Source organism: Candidatus Kerfeldbacteria bacterium (assembly GCA_016214565.1).
Classification (GTDB): Bacteria; Patescibacteriota; Patescibacteriia; order UBA10025; family JAHIVO01; genus JAXDBW01.
On sequence record JACROE010000002.1, the window covers coordinates 892,783 to 908,866 of the forward strand.

A 16,084-nucleotide genomic window follows, 5' to 3' on the forward strand; every position below is an offset into this window, starting at 1 on the left:
GATAAGTTTATTCAAAATAAAAACCCCCGCACCAAATGAATGACACGGGGGATGTAACATACAATGTAGGCCGATGCCTACGCCTGGGCGACTTCGGGAGTCGCTTTTTCGTCGGCGTTTTGACGCTCGACTTTCTCGACTGCCTCGATCAGGGACCGAAGCGTGTCGTGGTAACGGCTGTCGATGAGAGTCAGCGGGTCGAGATTGGCCGCCTGGCACTGGGCCATGAGCTGCTTAATGTCGTATAAATCGACATCGCAGGAATTGAGAGATAGACGTCTCGCAATTGCCTTAGCCTGTTTGTCATGGCCAGCAAGTACGATCGGGTCGATTAGCGGTCGGGCATAGGTGTCAAACGCCTCTGCGGCAGCTTCGCCAATTGCAAGTGTGAGTACATGACGCATCGTATTGAGGTGTTTATGATACTCCTCAGCGATGTCTGAGACGTCGAATGTTATACCGCCGGGATGATTCCCATGATAGCCGTTGTTTACCGCCTCCTCTGCTTGTTGGAGCAGGAAGCGAACGTGCCGTATTGACCATAGCAGGTCGAGACTATTAACTATCAGACCCCAGAAACCAGCGGTGACTGTTTGATCGGCTAAACGAGCCAGTTCCTGATCATCGATTTCTCGATACTCGCCGCCAATGTGTGGCGATTGTCCGGACACATAGGCGCGCGGGTTGTGGCTGCTGTTGCCGTCACCCTTCGCTGCCAGTGCGAGCAATTGAATTAATCGTGACTTTTTCCACGAACAATTGCGTACCGCACTGATCGCTTCATTTTTTTGATCAAAGAAAATGTCGAACTCCTTCACCAGCTTCATTTTCCTGATGATCATGATCACCCAGAATATGAAAAAAAGAACTGCACACGACAAGAAGAGTGCCGGGTATTCGCGCACAAATGACATTAGTGAATCCCACCATTGAAACATGATTTCCATCCTTTCTGGAATTGTGTTGATTGTATGTAAATTATGTGAATGTACAAGTATATGAAAAGAACAAGACAGTCTAACATCTTCATTCATATTTGTCAAGAGGAGTCTGAAGGGCTTTTTACTCCTGCTTAGCCTCTAAGATCCTTCGTTATCACTCAGGACGGCTTCGCCGGATTCTTACGTCGCCTCGTTTAATTCCGTTCCTCAGAATGACAGTAGGGGGGGTAGTATACTTAGGGTCGTATGAAGCAATCCTGCACCACGTTGGGCGCAGGATTTTTACTATAAATTGACCGTATGCACGAGATGACAGTAGGTGGTATTTTTAGTATACTTAGGGTCGTATGAAGCAATATTTGGACCTCCTCCAATACGTTTTAGATAATGGAACTGATAAAGCAGACCGGACCGGCACTGGTACGCGGTCGGTGTTTGGTTACCAGACGCGGTATGATTTGGCTAAGGGGTTCCCGCTGGTGACGACCAAGAAAGTCCATTTGAAATCTATCATTTATGAATTGCTCTGGTTTCTGAAGGGGGATACGAATGTGAAATGGCTGAATGAGCACGGCGTGACCATCTGGGACGAATGGGCTGATGAAAATGGGGACTTGGGGCCGATTTATGGCAAACAATGGACCGCCTGGACTGCGCCGGATGGCAGTACCATTAACCAGATCCAGAATGCAGTCGACATGATTCGTACTAATCCCGATTCGCGTCGGATCATTGTATCCGGTTGGAACGTAGGGGATTTACAGACCTTGATTGGCGGCAAGAAAACTGCGCCACCTCCATGCCATACCATGTTTCAGTTTTATGTGATCAATGGGACCTTGTCATGCCAATTGTACCAGCGCAGTGCGGACGCATTTCTTGGGGTGCCATTTAATATTGCCTCGTACTCATTACTCACCATGATGATGGCGCAGGTGACGGGCTTGAAGCTGGGGCATTTCGTGCATACGTTTGGTGATTTGCATATTTATAATAATCATTTCGAACAAGTGAAATTGCAGTTGTCGCGCGAGCCAAAGGCACTGCCTACCATGACCATCAATCCGGAAAAGAAGGATATCTTTACTTTTGAATTCGAGGACTTTACCCTTGAGGGCTATGACCCGCATCCGGGTATAAAAGCGCCGATTGCGGTGTAGAAGTAAGTGGAAGAATGAATACCGGCCACCCTTTGTCATTCTGAAGGAGCGTGAGCGACTGAAGAATCTATATGCCGGTAGCCGTATGTCGTAGAGATTCTTCGACTCCACTTCGTTCCGCTCAGAATGGCAAACCGAAGCTGAGCATTCAGAAACATATTATGAACAAACCTATCATCAGCGGCGTTGTCGCCATATCAAAAAACCATGTCATTGGTCGTGATGGCACGTTGCCCTGGGATATACCCGAGGACTTACAGCATTTCCGCAATCTGACCAAGGGACACGTCATGATCATGGGTAGGAAGACCTACGAATCAATCGGCCGGCCGCTGCCGAATCGCATCAGCATTATTATTACCCGTAATTCGGAGTACAAAGTAGAAGGATGTTTTGTGGTGCAGTCATTAGACGAAGCCGTGGCGCTCGCCAAAGAGAAAGAGGAGAATGGCGAGATTTTTGTCATCGGTGGGGGAGAAATATTTCGGCAAGCCATGCCCATCATCGAAAAATTGTATCTGACGGTGGTTGATGTGGAAATCGAAGGCCATGCATTTTTCCCAGACTACGCCGAATTCAAAAACGTGGTCAGCGAACGAAAAAGCCATGGTAACGGATTTCACTATACCTTTTACGAATTAACGCGCTAACTATGGCACGACGCGGTATCATGGTAGTGATCGACGGCATCGACGGCTCGGGCAAAGGTACCTTTGTCCAGGTGTTGGCGGATTGGGCAAAGCGCAAACATTATAAAATATTTGATGTGGTTGCCTATGAAAAGAAAAATTATACGTTACCACAGCCCAGTGAATTAAAGGGTTACCAAGTACTGATTACCGCTGAACCAACGCATTCGCTGATTGGCAAAGCTATCCGCGAGGAAATCGCCCGGTCAAATGAACGGATGTACACGGCTCGTGCCACTGCAGAAGCGTACGCCCTTGATCGATATATATTATTACAACGAGTGATTATCCCCGCACTTGCCGCGGGTAAATATATTTTCCAGGAGCGTTCATTGACCACGTCACTGGCCTACCAGCCGATTCAGGCAGAGCCATTGTCGGTGAAAGATATCATCGGTTTGGCGGGCAATCAGCTGGCGCTCAAGCACCGACCTGATTTATTGTGTATACTGAAGACAGACGTGGCAGCCGTGATGCAGCGCCTCAGAACACGCAAGAAAAAGGATCGAGCGATATTTGAGCGAAAGTCGTTTCTCGAGAAGGCGCAGCGCCGGTTTACTGCCTCGTGGTTTCGGGAGATGTATCAGAAGCGGGGAGCACAGGTAGTGACGCTGGACACCACCGGAGGATTGATTGAAACCAAAAAGAAGATGCAGGAAGTTTGGGAGGGGTATTTGAAGAAAGCATTATGAATAAATTTGAAACAGTTATTGGTTTAGAAATCCATGTACAGCTCAAGACCAAGAGCAAGATGTTTTCTGATTGCCCAGTTCCGGCTGATGCCGCCACGCCCAATACCGCCGTGGATCCCTTAACCCTGGGGCATCCCGGCACGTTGCCGGTGATTAATGAGCAGGCGGTGCGCTATGCGGTGATGGCCGCCCTGGCGCTGCACTGTGAGATCAACCGGCGCTCGTGGTTTGACCGCAAAAGCTATTTCTATCCTGACTTGCCCAAAGGCTATCAAATTTCCCAATCAGAAAAGCCATTTGGCTATGATGGGCATCTGATCGTGCAGTATGGCGAGAAGCGGGAGCGCATCCGCATTGAACGTGTGCACCTGGAGGAAGATACGGGGAAATTATTGCATGACACTGAGAAGAACGTCAGCTATGTTGACTACAATCGCGCGGGTACGCCACTGATGGAAGTGGTGACGCATCCGGATTTTGATACGCCCGAAGCCGCCAAGGCATTTCTCCAGGAACTCAGGTTGATCATGCGGTACTTGGGTATTTCTGATGCCGACATGGAAAAAGGACACTTGCGTTGTGACGCGAATATTTCCCTGCGGCCAAACCCATCGTATTTCACTGATGAGAAAAACGCAGCCCTGGGCAGCATCGGTTTGGATCCGAAGAAATTATATCCCAAGACGGAAATCAAAAATCTCAATTCATTCCGGGCAGTGGAACGTGCCTTAACCTACGAAATTAAAAGACAAACCGAGCTGTGGCTGGCTGGGACTCCGCCTGATGCTCAATCCACGCGCGGTTGGAATGATGCGACCGGCGAGACCGTTTTGCAACGCGTGAAAGAGGAACAGCATGACTATCGGTATTTCCCCGAGCCAGATTTGCCACCGGTTGTTTTGGATGACGCATTTATGGATTCTGTAAAAATGACATTGGGCGAATTACCGCAGGATAAGCGCGAGCGGTTTCATAAGCAGTTTGGCCTGAATGCGTATGATGCAGGCATTATTGTCAGTGATAAAGTCTTGGCTGACTATTTTGAAAATGTTATTAGTGAATTGCGTGCTTGGTTGATTGCCGATGCAGGATTGGAAGGAACTGAAGAGGAAGTCTGGGCTAACCACGGATTAAAATTAGTTAAGAGCACCGCTAATTGGATCATTTCTCGCTTGTTGAAACTCGTGAACACGCATGGCGGTTCTTTTGCAGACTTGCCAATTACTCCAGAAAATTTTGCCGAGCTGATGACGTTGCTCTTTCAGCACCGGGTGAATAATCAGACGGGCCAGGTGATCCTGGAAAAAATGTTTGCCACCGGCGGCGATCCGTCTGAATTGCTGGAGCAGTCGGGCCTCGGCGTCCAGCATGATGCGAAATCGCTTGAAGCTATTATTATCGAAGTGTTGCAGGCGCATCCGGATCGGGTGGCAGAGTATCGCGCGGGCAAGAAACCGGTGCTGCAGTACTTGATCGGCCAAGTTATGCGCGCCTCGAAAGGCACCGCCGATGCACAATCGGTGGCCGAGTTGCTCCAGGAAAAATTAGACGCCTAGGCGAATTTTTTGGCAGAGCGACGAGATCGATCGGTTTGCTTGTCTTTGTATTTGGTGACTTGGCGTTCCAGTTTCTTCAGGCACTGCTCAATAGCGGTGCGCATGTGCTCGGCTTTTTGTCCGGCCATCAGCACAATGCCGGGTAATCTGACGGATAATTCCACGCGGTATACTTTTCCGGTATGCTGATTATGGTCATGGTCAAGTTCGGCTTTTGAAGAAATGATTTGGGAAGAAAATTTTTCCAATTTGCGCAATTCCTGAGTAACATAATCCTGGAGGGTGGGCGACAGTTTGAAATTTTTTCCACTAATGATAGTCGGCATAGGAATTTGTTTTTATCGTATCAATAGGTGTATTATAGCGCGCTGCCGGTGCACGTCAATTACATACGCGGTAAACCCCAATAGTATTGACTCCCTGAAGGGTGTTTGCTAGTCTGGAATTCGTTGGTCAATGGTTTCTAAAAAAAGGAGGTATTCCGCCGTGTCTGAGACCAATCGTACATACCCATGTCCGGACTGCCAGCAACCAGTTCCGGTCGGGAAAAAATGCTCTTGCCAGAGCCAAACTTCTGAGGAAGAATATGAAGTAGGCCGACCGGGCAATGTTCCCGCGATATTTTCTGAGCGGGATGGAGATGCTATCCACGAGTAATGGTCGGCCAAACAATGTTGGCTCTCAGTGCGTTATCTATTTGCCGGTAACGCACTTATTTTTTTTGGTGGATGTGTGAGGCAATCAGCCGTGCTATCTCCAACCGCGTGAGATTCCAATGAATGTGGGTATCCGGTCGGAACCAGGTGCGTTGGCGTTTGGCGTATTGCTGGATTTCATGTTCGAGTTGCCGCACCATGTCCTGACGGGAGAGCTTCCTCTGGAGGTAGCGGCTGATATAGCGGTACTCCAGACCCAGTGCTTCCAGTCGTTTCCAGCTTACTCCACGGCGGTGTAGTCGCTGCACTTCAGCGATCATGCCGCGCTGGAGCCGGGAGCGCAAACGAATCGCAATATTGCGGTGAAGTTTTTTTTGAGGTGGGTTAATCCCAATCATTAGTATGCGGTAGGGATTGCTTTTTGTCAGCGGGGGCACCGCGGCATCAGTTGCTTTGATAATTTCAATGGCGCGAATGAGACGATAGGGGTTTTGGCGGTCAATGGTTTTGGCGCGGCGGGGATCCAGGCCTTTGAGCAGGGTGTACAGTTGTGCTGGTGATTTTTTCATGAGCCGAGCCCGCAGTTTTTTATTTGGCTTGACTGACGGCAGGGCTAAATCATCAATCACCGTGCGAATCCAAAAACCGGTTCCACCCACCAGAAAGGGGAGGTGGCCGCGCCTGTGTATGTCATAAATGGCTTTTTGCGCGTCACGCTTAAAATGCGCCACGGTGTATTCCTGGGTTGGTGTAGCCACATCGAGTAGGTGATGAGGCACTATCGTCTGTTCTTTTTTTGTGGCTTTGCCACTGCCGATATCCATGCCACGATACACTTGGCGCGAGTCCGCGGAAACGATTTCACCATGGAATTTTTTAGCCAAAGCGAGTGACAACGAGGTTTTTCCCGAAGCAGTCGGCCCGACGATGACAATGAGAGGTTGTTTCATAGAAGTAAGTATAGCAGGCATATCGACATTTATCACCATTGACAAAAGGCTTGTTTGAGCGTACAATCGTCGACTACTGTACTATTCACGTTCTTTAACTATACGGAGGTTTTCGTGCACAACCATGCACGTGGCCATAGAGTTTATCGTGTTGTTCGCGTGTTGATTAAGCGCAATCCGCTTAAGTCAATTCTCATCGCTGCATTCGCGGCATTCTGGATCGGCGTTGGTTGCTATCACTTTCTCGTTCAGTATGAATGGGGACGGTGGCTGATGACGCTTGTCGCGACCATGTATTGGTCAGAAGCAAGTGTGTCAACCATGGTGGCAACCGGTCGGCCTTTCTGGGAAATCGTATGCTTTGTTCTTCTCGCGGATGGTTTGATTATTACTGGCGAAGTACTGGTGTATGCACCTGTCTTGGCCTGGAAAAAATCTAAGGGAATCTTTGATTGGTTTTCGTGGCAGCTAAAAAAACTGCTGATATTACCATTTAGACTTCTCAGCCATCTTTCGCCGCGTTTCCAGCATTGGCTGGAACGACTTGAAGCACGGTTTTCTGGATATCACAAAAATCCAGGCACGGTCGGCCTCGGCGTTCTCTTCATGCTTGGACTGGTTCCGCGCATTCCCGGATTTGTTATCGGTGGTGTCAGTATCGGGGTTTTTGCGCTTCGGTACAACAAAACCGGTTTCCCCGGATGGATTGCGCTGATATCAGCGATACTGCTGCGCCACGGCATCTGGCTGGGCGCGCAATACGGACTCTGGTCACTTTTTTAGCAACAAGCCTTTGTGGAATCCACCGAGGCTTGTTATTTTTTTATAGTGCGGTGGTGTGCTATACTGATATTATGGATATTGAACAATTTCCTTCTTCATCAGAACAAAAGCAAACACTTACCAAAACTACCGCGCCGATGACCGTTGCGGTGAAAGTATTGGTTACGGTGATAGTGCTGGGCGCGGTTGCTGGCGGTATTTACGCAGCCGTGGTGCTTTCACAGTAGTCGTTGCTGGTCATGAATTACGCAGGTGCCAGCTTGTGAGGGCTGGTTTTTAGTTATCCACAGCCTTATCGTTGACCTACGATTTACGTGTGATACACTCCCGGATACCTTTACGGAAGTTAGTACACGTTATTTCCGGGAAGGGAGAGTCAACCGTTGTTGATTTTGGTGATGTCTCACACATCATGTATGTGTACACTCCACGTTGAGTGTAATTTGAGACTTATGTCATCAATTGCGCCACTGCGAGCTTTCGACTCCCAGTATGCTGGGATCGCACGTGACCGCGTAGGCACGTTTTTTCTTGAGTGACCCATTGGTTGCATCCTGTTGTGCACCAAACGTGCATGCGATTATTATCGCCCTACTCAACATTTTTCAGACTTTCCCTTTCCCGAAGAGGGCACTCACCATGAGTGCCCTACTTTTTTTACCCACGCACCAGTCCCCGAACCACTCACTCTCGTTTTCACTTCCGTTTTTCGATTTCTTGTTGGACACGCTTGATAAATGCCGTTTGGGAAATAGCAAGTAATGTTTTTTTGCCGCGCAACCGGACTGCCAGCTTGCTGCTGTTCATTTCTTTATCGCCGATGACCAGCATGTAGGGGACTTTCTGCTTTTCTGCATTACGAATTTTGTAACCAACGGTTTCATTCGCATCGATTAGTTTCGAGCGGATGCCGGCTGCGATAAATAGTTGGTGTAATTTTTTTGCGTAGCGGATATGTGCTTTACCAACCGTTAATATTGCCACCTGCACCGGTGCCAGCCAGACGGGGAAGGCGCCGGCAAAATGTTCAATCAAGATTCCCACAAAACGTTCCATGCTGCCCAGGATGGCGCGATGAATAATGACTGGTCGGACGTCATTGCCATGTTCATCGGTGTAACTGAGGTTAAATCGCTCAGGAACATTATAGTCGAGCTGAATCGTGGTTAATTGCCATGAGCGACCGAGCGCGTCATTGATATTGATATCAACCTTTGGCCCATAGAAGGCGCCGTCTTTTTCTTTCAATTCAAAAGGTATTTTTTGTGACTTGAGTGCGCTAGCTAATTCCTTTTCCGCGGCGCGCCAGGTAGCTTCGGTGCCGAGGTGCTGGTCGGGCATGGTGGAGAGATAGAATTTTGGCTGGAATCCGAAATATTTATACACTCGTTTCATCATCGCCAGGCATTGCTTCACTTCTGCCTGGATCTGGTCCGGGCGGGCGTAGATATGCGCGTCATCCATCGTAAATTGCCGCACACGAAAAAGTCCACCCAAGGCGCCGGATAATTCATTCCGCGAGTTTAGTCCGAATTCTGCCAAACGCACAGGAAGCTCGCGGTAACTACGCTTGTGCCGGCGATACACAAACGTTGAGCCCGGACAATTCATGGGTTTCAATGAATACGTTTGCTTTTCCACGTCCATGAGAAACATGTTGTCCTGGTAGTGATCCCAGTGGCCTGATTCCTGCCATAGCTTTTGGTGAATGATTTGCGGTGTTTTAATCTCCACATAGGCATCGCGTTGGAGTTCACTGCGTATAAGGTCCTCGAGCAGGCGATAGATAATCATGCCCTGAGGCAGCCAAAATGCGGCGCCAGGGGAGACGTCGTGGAAATCAAACAGCTCGAGGTCATTGCCCAATTTGCGGTGATCGCGCTTTTTCATTTCTTCTTGAAGTGTCAGATATGCATCCAGCTCTGCTTTGGTCGGGAAAGCCACGCCATAAATCCGCTGGAGCATGGGATTTTTTTCGTCCCCACGCCAGTAGGCGCCGGCCGTCCGTGTCAGTTTAAATGCGTCAGCTTTGATTTGCTTGGTAGACTCGAGGTGGCCGCCGCGGCAGAGATCAACGAATTTGCCGGTCGTGTACGCGGTAATAGTTGCCGCGGGTTTTCCAGCTGGTGCGTTTTCCAATTCATCAAAAACTGTTGTACCCTTGGTGGCCAAATCTTGTATCAACTCAAGTTTAAATGGTTGCCCAGCAAACAGTTTTTTCGCGTCAGCCACCGATAATTCCTGGCGTTCAAATCCTAAGCTCTGGGAAATCAATTTCCGCATTTCTTTTTCTATCTTGAGTAAGTCCTGCGGAATCAATGGCCGCGGCAAGTCAAAGTCGTAATAAAATCCGCTTTCAATCACTGGGCCAATGCCCAGCTTCGCCTCAGGAAATATTCTGAGTACGGCGGCGGCTAAGACGTGGGCGAGCGAGTGGCGGAGCTCATGAAATTGATGCATTGGTTTTTCCATAGTATTGTAATTAAAAATTCCCAAAACGTATGACGTTTTGGGGTCCAATTGATATGTGGACGGTTCCACCCAAATTCCTGCCCATAGGCAGACAACTTCGTTTAAGGTGTTATTGGTTTAGTCCCGCGTATCCGCAGGATAGAAGCGCTGCTTCTCGAGTGGTTGGTAGTCACTCCATATTCCAATCAACACCAGTATTAGAGTACCGCGCTAACGGCACCGGTGTCAAGAAAATTACTCTTCAATAGTTACCGCGATATGATCGGTCAAGCCAGGGGATTGACGCACCCAGAATGGAGAAAAGCGGACCGAGACTGATTGTACCTCGTCAAAATGGGAAAAGTATTCTCGAATTTCTTGCTCATCTTTATTGATCAATTTTTCCCGATCAAAAATCGGATTATCCAAGCGGGGGATGACATGTTGAGAAAAACTTGCGGTAAGGTTAGCAACCTTTTTTTCAAGGTCATATGATTTGACGCTCATCGTAATTTCTGGTGCTGCATCTGGTGCGACACGGACCTCGGCCGTTAGTTCGCTTTCAAAATTAGTTTGTAGCAATTCCGTCAGCCGTGTTTGGTCATAGGCGACGATGACAACTCGCGCACTGACGGTTACAGTGAAGGTGCTGGCTTCCTCTCCTGCTTCAGGCGTACTTAGTGTTTCTAGTGCTGTGACATCGATGGCATCAGGACTGATAGTCATGCCAGTTCCCACGGCGGCAGAATCACCGCCGAGTTCGGCAATGGCGTCATTTTTTATGTCATTGAGAACATCATCGCGAGCATTTGCCACATCTTGTTGAGTGAGGATGCGCACGGTGCGCAAGCCGCCGGTCATAGTTTCCGTGCTCTCGGCGTAGATATCATCTTGTAGTCCTTCCCACAAGCCTGGGATGATGAAGCGTGTTGGCTTAATATTTCCCTGGGGTCCGGCTTGGTCGGCATACACTGCTACGTTTTCGACTGACTCTCCGGCGGGGATGTCCACGCGCTCTTTGATGCGGAAAAGGACGCCGTCCGGGGTAAGTAGGCGGGTGGTGGCTGCCAGCACTTGCGTATCTGACCAGTTATTATAAATCGTGACAGTACCCGTGGCTTGGGCGGGTTGTTCGGTGCCCTCGCCCTCCAGGACGATCGAGGCCGATTTTTCGTATTCACGAGAAATAACACTGCCTGGGACAGCCGGAGAACTGAAAGTTGGCACCTGATCGGCGGGGGCGACATTGACAGACAGCGTGTTAGTTTCCGGGACAGGATTAAGGGTCACGCGGATTTCAGTTTTTGAAAAAGAAAAATACACGATTAATCCTAGAATGATGGCAACGGCCGCCGTGAAACCCATGAGCAGCCGCCGATAACTAGCTCCGGTTTTTACGCCTTGGAAATAATGCTTTTTGGTCATTGTTGTTCGGTCACTATTATATTTTCCGCGCCGATTAATTCGCTAATCGGAGCAATGGCGTCTTTGCTGACGCGGGCGCTGGTGACAATTTTTTTCGGTTGATTATTCACGGTCATTCGCAGATGAATGTGATACGAGCCTGGGAAATTTCCAAACGTCAGCTTGAGTGCTTCAAATGCCTCTCGGCTAGTGGTGGGGGGGATGGTCAAATAAATTATACCACCAGTAGCGTCGGGTGTCGCGGCGATATGAGATGTGCCAAGCACGGGAGAGTGCTCGACCAGCTCCAGTGTACGCGCTTCGTCAGCCAGCATTTTTGGCACTCCATCCTTATCAGAAATTTTCCCGGAAACGAGTACGCGGGCATCCTCGACCCAGAGTGCTGGCCGCGCTTGCAGTACGGAGGGAAATACCAGTACTTCGATGCGGCCAGACATGTCTTCGAGCTTAGCGAAAAGCATGGCTTGGTTGGCGCGGGTGATTTTCTTTTGGATACTGGTAATAACTCCAGCCACGGTGATTCGTTTATTGCGGGTTGCCAGTGCTTCATTGATCGGTGTGGCCTGAGCCTTGATCTGGTCAGTATATTCAGCCAGCGGGTGCTCGGAAATGTACAATCCAAGCAATTCTTTTTCCCAGGCGAGACGTTGTTGCTTCGTGGCCGCCGGGGTTGGCTTGAGACGCAGTTGGGGAGCGTGTTGCGTAGGGAGCGTACCAAATAAATTTATTTGGCTGTTGTTTGCTTCGGATTCAGCGGAGCGTGCCATCAGCAACAGCGATTCCAGATTGTGCAAGAGTTGATTTTGTTCGCCAAACGAACCAAGCGCCCCTGATTTAATGAGACTTTCAAGAGATTTTTTATTTAAATCTTTCGTTTGCACACGAGTCAAGAAATCTTCGAGGTTGCGGTAATTACCATTATCCTTACGCTCTTTAATAATTGTTTTGACTACATTAAATCCAACGTTTTTTATTGCCAGTAAACCAAAGCGGATTTTCTTTTCCGGTTTTTTTGTTTTTGGGTCAAACACCGCAGTAAATGTCGAATAGCTTTCATTGATGTCGGGTGGCAGCACTTTAATACCCATGCGTTCGCATTCCTCGACTTCAATAGCAATTCGATCCACGTCGCCATAGTCGGAGGTCAGCAGGGAAGCCATAAATTCATCGGGGTAATGCGCCTTAAAATAAGCTGTTTGATAGGCGATCAGGGCATAGCAGGCGGCGTGAGCGCGATTGAAACCATAGCGGGCAAACGGCTCAATAAATTGCCAGATATGTTCGGCGGTAGAACGGGGAATTTCATTTTTGATCATGCCCTGGATCATCTTGTCGCGCTGTTCATCAAGTAAGGCTTTGATCTTTTTACCCACGGCTTTGCGCAAGACGTCAGCTTCAGCTAGTGTGAAGCCGGCTAAGTCGCGGGCGATTTGCATTACTTGTTCCTGGTAGACCGCGATACCGTATGTTTTTTCTAGAATCGGTTGCAGTTTCGGATGCAAATACGTGAGTTGTTTCCGTCCGTGCTTGCCATCAATGAAGTCGGGAATGAGTTCCATCGGTCCCGGTCGGTAGAGCGCCACCATGGCAATGATATCCTCAAATTCAGTCGGCTTGAGCTGCTTTAAATAGCGCTTCATGCCCGCAGATTCCAACTGAAAAACACCGGTGGTTTCACCGCGCTGCAAAATTTTGAAAGTCACCTTATCTTCCAGGGGCAGGCTGTCGATGGACATCTCTTGGCCACGCGCTTTGCGGATAATATCAATCGTGTTCTCCAGGATAGTTAGGTTCTTCAGCCCAAGAAAATCCATCTTGAGCAGGCCAAGCGCTTCCACGGCGTATAAGTCATACTGGGTAATAATCGCTTCTTCAGCTTGATTGGGCGGGTATTGGACCGGTACATAGTTGTCGAGTGCTTCTTTGGTAATGACGACACCACAGGCGTGGGTGGAAGCATGGCGAGCGACGCCTTCCAGTTTGCGTGCGGCGCTGATTACTTTCTGTGCATCTGGATCCTGCGTGTACAGCTCTTTGAATTCCGGCACTTGTTCAAGAGCCTGATCAATGGTGGAAAACATTGGAATAAGTTTCGCAATTTTGTCGCAGTAGCTGTATGGAATATCAAGTACGCGTCCAGCATCGCGAACGGCAGCCCGAGCCGCCATGGTACCGAAGGTGATTATTTGTGAAACATGGTCCTTGCCGTATTTTTTCTCGACGTACCGGATGACTTCATCCCGGCGTGCATCAGCAAAATCCAAATCAATATCTGGCATGGAAATACGCTCGGGATTAAGAAACCGTTCGAAAAGCAAATCGTATTTCAGCGGATCTATATTGGTGATATTGGTCAGATAGGCGACAATACTGCCAGCGGCAGATCCGCGGCCAGGGCCAACTACGATACCGTTCTGCTTTGCCCAGTTGACGAAATCCTGAACAATCAGAAAGTATGAAGCAAATCCCGTTTTTTCAATGACATTGAGTTCATATTCAAGGCGGTCTAATACTTCTGCGTCATTGATTCGGTTCGGATAGCGCTTCGGTATTCCCTCGAGGCATAATTCGCGCAAGTACGAATTTGGCGTTTTTCCTTCGGGCACCGAGAAATAGGGGAGCTGGACTTCTCCCAAGGGGAGTTTGAGATTGCACAGGTCTGCTATTTTTTTAGTATTGCTAATAACTTCTGGGTGGTCGGAGAAAGCGGCAACCATCTGGTCACCTGAGCAAAATGAAAAGTCCTCGCCCATCATGGTCATGCGGTCAGGGTCGCCTTGTTTTTTCTTTGTCTGGATGCAGAGCAGTATATCCTGGTATTGGTCATCTTCGCGATTTGTGTAATGCACATCGTTGGTGGCGACTACCGGAATATCTAATTGTGCGCTCAGGTCGAATATTTTTTCGTTAACCTCTTTTTGCAATTCAATCGAAGGGTTATCCTGGACTTCAAGGAAGAAATTACCTTTACCTAAAATCCGCTCCAATTCACGAGCGTGTCGCTCGGCTTGTGCTATATCTCCCGCAATAATAGGCTGGGCGATCATGCCCTGTAGGCAGGCACTGAGTCCGATGATACCCTCGTGGTATTGTTCAAGCAAGGCGAGATCGATGCGAGGTTTGTAGTAATACCCTTCGAGGTGGGCGATGGTGGTTAGGCGAACTAAATTTTTATATCCCTGTAAATTTTTTGCCAGCAATACCAAATGATACGGACGTTCGTCGATCCGGGCTCGTTTTTGGGTGTGACCATTGCGTGCCACGTATGCCTCAACCCCGATGATGGGTTTGATGCCGGCTTTGGTGGCCGCTTGATAAAATTCAATTGCGCCATGCATGACACCGTGGTCAGTCAGGGCGAGCGCCGGCATTTTGAATTCTTTGGCTTTGGCAATAAGTTCATCCACCTTGGATAAGCCATCTAAGAGACTATAATGGCTATGGACATGGAGGTGAATGAAGTCCGACATACGTGGGTGATCCGACAATAAACTCAATTACGAATTTTGGGAATTTGATTTTTTTGCGGCACGCTTGGCGCGCTTGTTTTTGACAAATTCGAGAATTTCGCTGATACCTTTGAAGACGAGGGGAAGATACGAAGCTGAGTTTTTTAGTTTTTCTTCGACGAGATTGAATAATTGTTCAATTCGATCTAATTTTTCTTTGATGCTGATGATAATATCGCTGATTTCGCGGACCATGGCGTAGCCGCGCTTGAGAAGCATTACCACATAAAAGAGACCCCAAACCAAAAATACTGAGATCAGCGCAACACTGATTGCGAGTACCCAATTCAATACATCCCGACTTGTTTCAAACATAGGCTTTGTACAACTAATATGATAATTACCCCATTAGTATACCAATCAGCACCCTTTGGAGCAAGGGTTCCCCGGGAAGCATCAGCTGTGGTACACTATAGGCACGTATATGTTTGATATTGATACAATTTGGTTGAAAATATCGTATTATTCGTTGTCCCATAAGGATGATTTGCGCAAGTGGTATGTCATCGTCATGTTGGCCGTGGCGGTATTTTTTGTAGTGTTTTCCATTACTAATATCGTTTTGTACACTATTGGCATTCCTCGTCAGCAGCGGTTGATTAGCGAAATTGCCCAGTCGCCGGTTGATTTTGTTACGGTGCGCCAGCAGTCCACACCGCAGGCTCTCCAGCTGTCCTCAACGTATGCTATTGCCGGGTCTGGTGGGCGATATGACGTAGTCGCACCGGTAACTAACCCGAATCAGGATTGGTTTGCCGAGGTGACGTATTCAGTGACCGTGGGAGGAATTGCCAGCGATCCATACACTGATGTGGTCAATCCGGACAGTCGGTCATATTTAGTTGCCTTGGGTGCGAGCGGCCCTACTGGCGGCGGTTCGTCTGCCCAATTTTCCCTGGTCGCCGTAAATTGGTATCGAGTCGACCATCGGGAGAAATTACCTACATTAGATTTCGCCATTACCGATGTGGCGTATTCGACACTGACGGATGCGACTGTGGTCAGTCACCAAGTCCAAGCGACCGTAACCAATAATTCGTATACCAATTTTTTTGAAGTGCCATTTATCGTTCTTCTATTTAATGGTGAGAACATCGTAGGTGTGAACTATGCCTACGTAAAGCAATTTATGTTCGATACCAGTGAGACGATAACGGTGAAATGGTCCACGGTAACAGGTTCGGTTACGGGAGTGCAGGTAGAGACGGATTTAAATTTACTTAATGCTGATAATATTATCTAAGGTCAGCACCGACGACGCGGGAAACTGCT

General features: G+C 48.5%; 14 protein-coding genes. 7 read left to right on the forward strand and 7 right to left on the reverse strand.

Translation table 11 applies throughout. From position 1 onward, the window contains the following. Positions 1 to 77: 77 nt before the first annotated feature. Positions 78 to 938 (reverse strand): hypothetical protein, encoded by an 861-nt coding sequence (locus HZC01_04330; protein ID MBI5037901.1) that lies wholly within the window; start codon positions 936 to 938, stop codon positions 78 to 80. 350 nt (positions 939 to 1,288) lie between these two features. Here HZC01_04330 and HZC01_04335 point away from each other — a divergent pair, with 350 nt between their 5' ends. The 4 genes from HZC01_04335 (at position 1,289) to gatB (ending at position 5,038) form a co-directional block, all read left to right on the forward strand. Further along, a complete protein-coding gene (locus HZC01_04335; GenBank protein ID MBI5037902.1) occupies positions 1,289 to 2,101 on the forward strand; it encodes a thymidylate synthase in 813 nt (270 codons plus the stop codon). Positions 2,102 to 2,262: 161 nt separating this feature from the next. Beyond that, entirely contained in the window at positions 2,263 to 2,751 is a 489-nt protein-coding gene (locus tag HZC01_04340; GenBank protein ID MBI5037903.1) for a dihydrofolate reductase, read from the forward strand. Positions 2,752 to 2,753: 2 nt separating this feature from the next. Beyond that, complete coding sequence (locus HZC01_04345) at positions 2,754 to 3,482, forward strand: hypothetical protein (GenBank protein MBI5037904.1); 729 nt, start codon at positions 2,754 to 2,756, stop codon at positions 3,480 to 3,482. Then, a complete protein-coding gene (gene gatB, locus HZC01_04350) occupies positions 3,479 to 5,038 on the forward strand; it encodes an Asp-tRNA(Asn)/Glu-tRNA(Gln) amidotransferase subunit GatB (protein ID MBI5037905.1) in 1,560 nt (519 codons plus the stop codon). Before HZC01_04345 ends, gatB begins: the two co-directional genes overlap by 4 nt. Here gatB and raiA read toward each other — a convergent pair. Next, positions 5,035 to 5,364 carry a ribosome-associated translation inhibitor RaiA gene (raiA, locus tag HZC01_04355; protein MBI5037906.1) on the reverse strand — a complete coding sequence of 110 codons (330 nt, stop codon included), beginning with the start codon at positions 5,362 to 5,364 and terminating at the stop codon, positions 5,035 to 5,037. The two genes, gatB and raiA, sit on opposite strands and share 4 nt — an antisense overlap. Positions 5,365 to 5,750: 386 nt before the next feature. Further along, entirely contained in the window at positions 5,751 to 6,644 is an 894-nt protein-coding gene (miaA, locus tag HZC01_04360) for a tRNA (adenosine(37)-N6)-dimethylallyltransferase MiaA (GenBank protein MBI5037907.1), read from the reverse strand. A gap of 159 nt (positions 6,645 to 6,803) precedes the next feature. On the opposite strand from miaA, the gene HZC01_04365 reads away from it, so the two are divergent. Further along, complete coding sequence (locus HZC01_04365) at positions 6,804 to 7,427, forward strand: hypothetical protein (protein MBI5037908.1); 624 nt, start codon at positions 6,804 to 6,806, stop codon at positions 7,425 to 7,427. 71 nt (positions 7,428 to 7,498) lie between these two features. Next, the gene (locus tag HZC01_04370) at positions 7,499 to 7,654 is read left to right on the forward strand and encodes a hypothetical protein (protein MBI5037909.1); all 156 of its coding nucleotides are present in this window, start codon (positions 7,499 to 7,501) and stop codon (positions 7,652 to 7,654) included. A gap of 469 nt (positions 7,655 to 8,123) precedes the next feature. Here HZC01_04370 and thrS read toward each other — a convergent pair whose 3' ends face one another. The 4 genes from thrS to HZC01_04390 all read right to left on the reverse strand — a co-directional run bounded on the left by thrS (position 8,124) and on the right by HZC01_04390 (position 15,127). Then, positions 8,124 to 9,899 carry a threonine--tRNA ligase gene (gene thrS / locus HZC01_04375; GenBank protein MBI5037910.1) on the reverse strand — a complete coding sequence of 592 codons (1,776 nt, stop codon included), beginning with the start codon at positions 9,897 to 9,899 and terminating at the stop codon, positions 8,124 to 8,126. A 234-nt stretch (positions 9,900 to 10,133) separates the two neighbouring features. Beyond that, the gene (locus HZC01_04380) at positions 10,134 to 11,303 is read right to left on the reverse strand and encodes a baseplate J/gp47 family protein (GenBank protein MBI5037911.1); all 1,170 of its coding nucleotides are present in this window, start codon (positions 11,301 to 11,303) and stop codon (positions 10,134 to 10,136) included. Then, positions 11,300 to 14,773, reverse strand: coding sequence for a DNA polymerase III subunit alpha (locus HZC01_04385; GenBank protein ID MBI5037912.1), 3,474 nt, complete (start codon positions 14,771 to 14,773; stop codon positions 11,300 to 11,302). The genes HZC01_04380 and HZC01_04385 overlap by 4 nt, the downstream gene beginning before the upstream one ends. A 27-nt stretch (positions 14,774 to 14,800) precedes the next feature. Continuing rightward, complete coding sequence (locus HZC01_04390) at positions 14,801 to 15,127, reverse strand: hypothetical protein (protein ID MBI5037913.1); 327 nt, start codon at positions 15,125 to 15,127, stop codon at positions 14,801 to 14,803. Positions 15,128 to 15,236: 109 nt separating this feature from the next. On the opposite strand from HZC01_04390, the gene HZC01_04395 reads away from it, so the two are divergent. Beyond that, on the forward strand, positions 15,237 to 16,055 hold the full coding sequence (locus HZC01_04395; GenBank protein MBI5037914.1) for a hypothetical protein: 819 nt from the start codon (positions 15,237 to 15,239) through the stop codon (positions 16,053 to 16,055). The last annotated feature ends 29 nt before the right edge of the window (positions 16,056 to 16,084 follow it).

What these genes read in the sequence shown, in the direction of transcription:
- HZC01_04330 (MBI5037901.1), bottom strand. Translation starts at nt 938, where the DNA reads ATGTTTCAATGGTGGGATTCACTAATGTCATTTGTGCGCGAATACCCG.
- HZC01_04335 (MBI5037902.1), top strand. Translation starts at nt 1,289, where the DNA reads ATGAAGCAATATTTGGACCTCCTCCAATACGTTTTAGATAATGGAACT.
- HZC01_04340 (MBI5037903.1), top strand. Translation starts at nt 2,263, where the DNA reads ATGAACAAACCTATCATCAGCGGCGTTGTCGCCATATCAAAAAACCAT.
- HZC01_04345 (MBI5037904.1), top strand. Translation starts at nt 2,754, where the DNA reads ATGGCACGACGCGGTATCATGGTAGTGATCGACGGCATCGACGGCTCG.
- gatB (MBI5037905.1), top strand. Translation starts at nt 3,479, where the DNA reads ATGAATAAATTTGAAACAGTTATTGGTTTAGAAATCCATGTACAGCTC.
- raiA (MBI5037906.1), bottom strand. Translation starts at nt 5,364, where the DNA reads ATGCCGACTATCATTAGTGGAAAAAATTTCAAACTGTCGCCCACCCTC.
- miaA (MBI5037907.1), bottom strand. Translation starts at nt 6,644, where the DNA reads ATGAAACAACCTCTCATTGTCATCGTCGGGCCGACTGCTTCGGGAAAA.
- HZC01_04370 (MBI5037909.1), top strand. Translation starts at nt 7,499, where the DNA reads ATGGATATTGAACAATTTCCTTCTTCATCAGAACAAAAGCAAACACTT.
- thrS (MBI5037910.1), bottom strand. Translation starts at nt 9,899, where the DNA reads ATGGAAAAACCAATGCATCAATTTCATGAGCTCCGCCACTCGCTCGCC.
- HZC01_04380 (MBI5037911.1), bottom strand. Translation starts at nt 11,303, where the DNA reads ATGACCAAAAAGCATTATTTCCAAGGCGTAAAAACCGGAGCTAGTTAT.
- HZC01_04385 (MBI5037912.1), bottom strand. Translation starts at nt 14,773, where the DNA reads ATGTCGGACTTCATTCACCTCCATGTCCATAGCCATTATAGTCTCTTA.
- HZC01_04390 (MBI5037913.1), bottom strand. Translation starts at nt 15,127, where the DNA reads ATGTTTGAAACAAGTCGGGATGTATTGAATTGGGTACTCGCAATCAGT.
- HZC01_04395 (MBI5037914.1), top strand. Translation starts at nt 15,237, where the DNA reads ATGTTTGATATTGATACAATTTGGTTGAAAATATCGTATTATTCGTTG.